This window comes from Lactobacillus nasalidis, from assembly GCF_016587775.1.
Taxonomy (GTDB): domain Bacteria; phylum Bacillota; class Bacilli; order Lactobacillales; family Lactobacillaceae; genus Lactobacillus; species Lactobacillus nasalidis.
In genome coordinates, this window is sequence record NZ_BOCG01000525.1 from 1 (window position 1) to 5,618 (window position 5,618).

At 54.8% G+C, this 5,618-nt stretch carries 5 protein-coding genes and 1 pseudogene; all 6 read left to right on the forward strand.

Annotated elements, in window-relative coordinates; genetic code table 11:
• Positions 1-663: pseudogene (locus tag lacNas_RS10305) on the forward strand (hypothetical protein); the annotation flags it as partial.
• 65 nt (positions 664-728) lie between these two features.
• Complete coding sequence (locus lacNas_RS10310; RefSeq protein ID WP_201330502.1) at positions 729-1,430, forward strand: GntR family transcriptional regulator; 702 nt, start codon at positions 729-731, stop codon at positions 1,428-1,430.
• A 150-nt stretch (positions 1,431-1,580) separates the two neighbouring features.
• Entirely contained in the window at positions 1,581-2,720 is a 1,140-nt protein-coding gene (locus lacNas_RS10315) for a CDP-glycerol glycerophosphotransferase family protein (protein WP_201330503.1), read from the forward strand.
• A 4-nt stretch (positions 2,721-2,724) separates the two neighbouring features.
• Positions 2,725-4,152: an oligosaccharide flippase family protein gene (locus lacNas_RS10320; RefSeq protein WP_201330504.1), complete on the forward strand. Its 1,428-nt coding sequence runs from the start codon at positions 2,725-2,727 to the stop codon at positions 4,150-4,152.
• A 49-nt stretch (positions 4,153-4,201) separates the two neighbouring features.
• Positions 4,202-4,939 carry a WecB/TagA/CpsF family glycosyltransferase gene (locus lacNas_RS10325; RefSeq protein ID WP_201330505.1) on the forward strand — a complete coding sequence of 246 codons (738 nt, stop codon included), beginning with the start codon at positions 4,202-4,204 and terminating at the stop codon, positions 4,937-4,939.
• The coding region (locus lacNas_RS10330; protein WP_201346831.1) for a glycosyltransferase at positions 4,936-5,618 on the forward strand (683 nt) is incomplete at its 3' end. The genes lacNas_RS10325 and lacNas_RS10330, both read left to right, overlap by 4 nt.

A 5,618-nucleotide genomic window follows, 5' to 3' on the forward strand; every position in this document is an offset into this window, starting at 1 on the left:
AAAATCCAGCTGGCTGGCGGCGAGCAGCACGTCCAGATTGCCGGCAGCGAAATTGCCGCCGATCCGGTAGCCCTAGCCGCTGCCGGCTATGGTCCCTTGGCCATCAGCCGGTCCCGGATCAGGGGCGAAGTCGCGCTGCAGGAAGCTTCTGCTTATGAAGGCCATTTTGACCAGACGGCTTTTGACCAGGTGACCAGCCGCGGGCAGGCTGATGATCTGTATTTTACGGAGTCGGCCTTGGCTTTGGCGGGCCAGCTGGGCCAGGTGGACCTGCTGAACTGTGAGCTAAAAGGAAGCACTGACTTGCAGCAGGTTGATCAAGCCAGCTTTCAAAACTGCACTTTTGACCAGCTGACGCAGACTGGGGGGAGCAGCTTTTTGACCAACTGCCATTTGCGGGCTGGCGAAGTCAAGGGAGCGGGCAAGGCAACTTTCTGCCGGCCGCATTTTTCCTGCGATGAGGGCAAATGGCTCGATCTGGCGGATTCCGCCCAGGTCCGCCTGCAGGATGCCCTGCTGAACGTGGCCGGGAGCCAGTTGGCCCTGGCCGGCCAGGCGGGGATCCTGGGCAGCGTTTTGGAGAGCGACCAGGAAGTCCTGCCGGTAAAACAGGCAGGCCAGGGCAAGGTAAAATTGACGGGAATTAAATGTAAACTTGTCTAAAGGCCGCCTTTTGCTATAGAATTTAATTAAGATCTAAGCTTGAGGATTCTGTGGGGGGAAGAACGATGCAAGAACCAATGTACATCAAAATTCACAACCAGCTGCGCCGGGACATTGAAAATCATGTCTACAAGGTGGGAGACCGGATTCCGGCTGAACGGCAGCTGGCTGAGCAGTTCAAGGTGTCGCGGATGACCCTGCGCCAGGCCATCAAGACCCTGGAAGAAGAGGGGATTCTGGAAAGAAGGCTGGGCAGCGGGACTTACGTGGCCAGCCAGAAGGTCCAGGAAAAAATGTCGGGGATCATGTCCTTTACCGAGATTACCCGGGCCAACGGGCAGACCCCGTCCAGCAAGCTGGTGTCCTACAAGATCACCCAGCCGTCCCTGTCGGAAAAAGAGCGGCTGGAACTTGACGGCGGCGACAAGGTCCTGCGCATGGAGCGGATCCGTTATGCCGACCAGGTGCCGATCTGCTATGAAACGGTAACGGTGCCGGAAGACCTGATCGCGCCTTTTTCTAAAGAAGACGTCTCAAGCCACCTCTACCAGACCTTGGAAAAGCAGGGCGGCTACCAGATCGGGGATGCGACCGAGTACATCTCAGCCGCTGTAGCCAACGAGCAAGACGCCCGCATGCTCAACTGCCGCCGCGGAGAAGCCTTGATTACCCGCCGGCAGGTGACCAAGCTGGCTGACGGCCGGCCATTTGAATACACGCGGGCTTCATACGTGGGCGAGCGCTTTGAATTTACTTTCAGCAAATAAGCAGAATAACTAAACGACAAAGAGGCAGGTTGATTCCTGCCTCTTTTTTTCCTATTAAAAAAGAGCAAAAGATGGAACTTGCTTTTGGCGGCCGGGGGCGAATTTGCTAAAATGGACTTGATACTATTAGCTAATGATTAACGAGGCAATATGAAAAGCATACTATTCCGCCTGTATCTGGCAGTCATGAAGTTTCTGGCCCGCTGGCAAAAAGAAGACCCGCACACCTACGTGATTTTGAACGGGGCCGGCCGGTCGGGGTCAAACGGCTACCTTTTTTATAAGTACCTGCGCCGCGAGCACCCGGAAGTGACGGCCTATTTAATTGAACCCTGGCCGTCTTCCCACCTGCCTTGGTCGGACTGGCAAAAAATCGGCCGGGCCAAGTACGTCTTGACTACCCACCAGCCCTTCAAGGTCCGCAAGAGCCAGGTCAACCTGGCCCTCTGGCACGGGATTCCTCTGAAGCGGATGGGGACCATGGCCAACAATACCCAGCGCCGGGACAACCAGCGAAACGAAAAGCTCTGGCACAAGACGGCCGACCTGGTGACTTCCAGTTCTGAGCTCTATGAAAGCCTGATGAGCGCCTGCATGGGGATTGAAGGCCCCCGCTACGTCAAGCTGGGCTTCCCCAGAATCGATTCCCTGCTCAAGCCAGCTTATAAGAAAGACCAGCTCTTGAGCGACTTTTTCGCCTGCCAGGACCCAGAAGCCAAGGTCGGCATCTACGTGCCGACCTTCCGCTATGAATTAGAGGACCCGGAAGTGATGGAGCGGATCAAGGCCGGGAACTTTTTTGCCTTCAGCGACTTTGACCTGGCGGCTTTGGACCAGGAGCTGGCTGAAAGGAAACAGTACCTCTTGGTCAAGCTCCACCCTTGGGAAATGAAGCTCTTCAGCGACTTTCACCTAAAGGCCAAGCACGTGGCTTTTTTGAACAATTCTGATCTTTTGGAGAAAGATTTGGATCTCTATGAACTCCTGGGGGCAACCGACTTCCTCATGACCGACTTCTCCTCGATCTACTTTGACTACCTGCACCTGGACAAGCCGCTCTTTTTCATCACCAACTACCTGGACCAGTACGAAAAGACCCGTGGCTTTTTGCTGGGGCCTTATGAAAAAATCGTGCCCGGCCCCTGCGTGGCCAGCCAGGCCGACCTGGTCAAGCAGCTGGGAGAGAGCGACAAGTATGCCCAAGAGCGGAAAAAGTGGCTGGCGCTCAGCGACTATGTCGACCAGGGCCAGGCCTGCCGGACGATATTTGATTATTTAAGCGGGGTCTGATTTTTTGAAAAAAACATTTTTAAACATCTTTTACAATGCGATCTACCAGGTCTTCCTGGTTCTGGTGCCCTTGATCACGGTTCCCTACCTGTCAAGAGTCCTGGGCCCGACGACCTATGGGATCTATTCCAGCGTCAACAATACGGTTCAGTTTCTGATGATCTTCTGCGTCTTGTCCTTGTCCAACATCGGGGTCAGGACCATCTCCCGGGCCCGGGCCAAGGGCGGAAGGGGCGAACTGACCCAGGCCTTCTGGGGTCTGTGGTACTTCCAGTTCATCGGCGGCCTGGTGACTATTGCCTTGACCGTCTTGACCTGCCTGATTCTCAAGGTCCGCTACTGGAACTACTTTTTGCTGATGCTGCCCTACCTGATTTCGGCCCAGTTCGACATCTCCTGGTTCTTCCAGGGGCTGGCGGACTTTGGCAAAGTGGTGCTGAGAAACACCATCGTCAAGATCATCAGCGTGGTCTTTATCCTGCTCTTGATCAAAAGTCCCGGCGACTTGTGGAAGTACTTCCTGATCATGTCCGTGTCGACCATGCTGGGTTCTTTTGTCTTCTGGTTCAGCATCGGCAAGTACGTTGGCCGGCCGGTCAAGCACTTTTACCAGTTTGCTGAAACCCGCCGGGCCATCATGACCCTGATGATCCCCCAGATCGCGACCCAGATCTACACGTCTTTGGACAAGCCTCTTTTAGGCCTTTTCCAAAACACGGCCCAGGTGTCCTACTATGACAATTCGCAAAAAATTTCCAACATGATCCTGGGCGTGATCACCAGTATTTCCCTGGTAATAATGCCGCAGATGGCGATCCAGGGCAAAGAGACCCAGAAGAAGGTCCTGAAGAAGTCCCTGGAAGCCACGACCATGCTGGGAACCATGTTTGCCGTGGTGGTCATGGCCAATACCAAGGAATTCGTGCCCTTTTTCTTCGGGAAAAAGTACATTCCGATGACTCCCTTGATGTTCTTCTTTACCTTGACCATCATCTTGATTCCCATGGGCGGGGTTTTCGCCAACCAGTTTGCCCTGGCCAACAAGCGGGACAAGGATTATGCCATCCCGGTCACGATCGGGGCAGCCTTGGAACTGATTTTCAGCTACTTTTTGGACCGGCCTTTCGGGGCGGCGGGCGCCATGGTGGCGATCCTTTTGACCGAAGCAGTGGTTCTCTTTTTGCGCTGCTGGATCGTCCGCGACGGCTACGACTTCAAGGAAACCTTCAGCGACGTGCCCAAGTGCTTTTTGGCGATGGGGATCAGCCTGGCGGCAGGGATGCTGTGGCCTTGGCAGATTCCCAGCGCCTTTGTCAACATGACAGTCAAGTCCCTGGCCATCATGGCCGTCTACCTGGTCATCCTTTGGCTTTTGAAGTTTGACCTGAATGAGGACCTGCTTGCCATGATCAAAAAGCGGCTCAAGAAATAGCCCATTAATAAGGAAGAAAAAAGAAAATTAGCAAAGAAAGCGTGGAAGCATGGTAAAAATCAACATTTTGGGCGTCGGCTTCGACAAGTACAGCCTGGCTGAGTTTGAAGCCCGCTTTTTGGACCGCTTGCGGAAAAAAGAATCGACCCTGGTGGTCACGGCCAACCCGGAAATCGTCATGGCTGCCAAAGAAGACCCGGATTACCGGGAGATCATCAACAATGTGGCTGACTACGTGACGGCCGACGGGATCGGCATCATCAAAGCGGCCAAGATGCTGGGCATGAAGCTGCCGGAGCGGGTGACCGGCTACGACCTCTTTTGCTGGTACCTAAAAGTCGCCAATGAAGACCACTTGCGGGTCTACCTGATCGGGGCCAAGCCAGCCGTGATCGCCGCCGTTAAGGAAAAAATCGCCAAGGACTACCCAGGCATTGACTTGGTTGGCGCTGAAGACGGCTACTCTAAAGACGCCTTGCCGGAAATTGCCAGCCGGATCGCCCAGGCTAAACCGGACCTGGTCTTCGCGGCCTTGGGCTTCCCCAAGCAGGAGAAGCTCCTGGCCATCTTGCGCAAGCAGAACATGCCGGCCAGCATGATGGGGGTTGGCGGCAGCTTTGACGTCTTCGCCGGGGCTGTCAAGCGGGCGCCGAAAGCCTTCCAGGATGCCCACCTGGAATGGTTCTACCGGCTGTTGAAGGAACCAAGCCGGCTGGGGCGGATGATGGTTTTGCCGAAATTCGTCCTGGAAGTCAAAAAGAGCAAGGGGCAGGACAAGCAATCATGAAAGTACTGCACATCAACGCCGGCCTGGAAAGCGGGGGCGGGCTGACCCACATCGTGAACCTGCTCTCCCAGGCTAAAAAGGAGGGCCAGGACTTTGACCTTTTGACCTTTGCCGAAGGACCGGTTGCCCAGGCCGCCCGGGAAAAAGGAATCAAGACTCTTGTTTTGGGCACCTCCAGCCGCTATGACCTGACTTTGCTCAAGCGGCTGAAGCAGACGATCAAGGCTGGGCATTACGACCTGGTCCACAGCCACGGGGCCCGGGCCAATCTTTTTGTCAGCTTGATCAAGTCGTCCTTGCCTTGTCCCTGGTTTATCACCGTTCACTCGGATCCCGCGATCGACTTTGAAGGGCGGGGTGTTGCCGGGAAGATTTTTACCAAGCTGAACCTTAGGGCCATCAAGCAGGCCGATGGGCTTTTCGCCATCACTCCCCGCTTTGAAAAAATCCTGCTGGCTTACGGAGTCGATAAAGAAAAGATCCACGTCATCTACAACGGGATCAACTTCCAAGACAACAAGACTTTGCCAGCCAAGGAAGACCATGCCGGCTTCAATATCATCAATGTCGGCCGCCTGGAAAAGGTCAAGGGGCAAGACCTTCTGCTCAAGGCTTTTAAAGCGGCTGATTTGCCAAAAGCCCACCTCTACATTGCCGGCAGCGGCAGCCAGGAAGAGAA